This window comes from Nocardioides sp. CPCC 206348, assembly GCF_048654705.1.
Classification (GTDB): Bacteria; Actinomycetota; Actinomycetes; order Propionibacteriales; family Nocardioidaceae; genus Nocardioides.
In genome coordinates, this window is the sequence record NZ_JBMCZA010000226.1 from 20,886 (window position 1) to 21,663 (window position 778).

Genomic DNA, 778 nt, shown 5'->3' on the forward strand with positions numbered 1-778 from the left:
GTGACGAGCAGCGTCAGATGCGCTCGATGATCGTTCCGGTCGCCATGGCGCCACCCGCGCACATCGAGATGAGCGCGGTGGACTGGTCACGGCGCTCGAGCTCGTGCAGTGCGGTGGTGATCAGCCGGACGCCGGTGGCGCCCACGGGGTGGCCGAGGGCGATGGCGCCGCCGTTGACGTTGACCTTGTCCATGTCGACGCCGTGCACGCCGGCCCACGACAGGACGACCGATGCGAACGCCTCGTTGACCTCGAACAGGTCGAAGTCGCTGATCGACATCCCGGTGCGGTCGAGCAGGCGCTGGGTGGCGTCGACGGGCCCGTCGAGGTGGAAGTAGGGGTCGGAGCCGACGAGGACCTGCGACACGATCCGCGCGCGGGGCGTCAGGCCGAGTGCACGTGCCTTCGACTCGTCCATGATCAGCAGGGCCGCGGCGCCGTCGGAGATCTGGGACGACGTGCCGGCCGTGTGGAGGCCGTCGGGCAGCACGGACTTGAGGCCGGCCAGGCCCTCGGCGGTCGTGTCGCGCAGTCCCTGGTCGGTGTCGACCAGGCGGGTCTCCCCGGTCGGGTTGCCGTCGGCGTCCAGGACGGGTGCCTCGATGGCGGCGATCTCGCGCTTGAAGCGGCCTTCGTCGACGGCGGCTCGTGCCTTCGCCTGCGAGGCGAGGCCGAGGGCTTCGAGGTCGGCGCGGGAGATGCCGCGGTGCTTCGCGATCCGGTCCGCGGCCTCGAACTGGTTGGGCATGTCGATCGACCAGTCGGCCGGGCGCGGGTC

General features: G+C 71.2%; 1 protein-coding gene. It reads right to left on the reverse strand.

Annotation, left to right across the window (positions count from 1 at the left end; genetic code table 11):
• Positions 1 to 13 precede the first annotated feature (13 nt).
• Positions 14 to 778 (reverse strand): acetyl-CoA C-acyltransferase (locus ACOADB_RS25655; protein WP_378605608.1); only part of this gene is annotated, 765 nt, incomplete at its 5' end.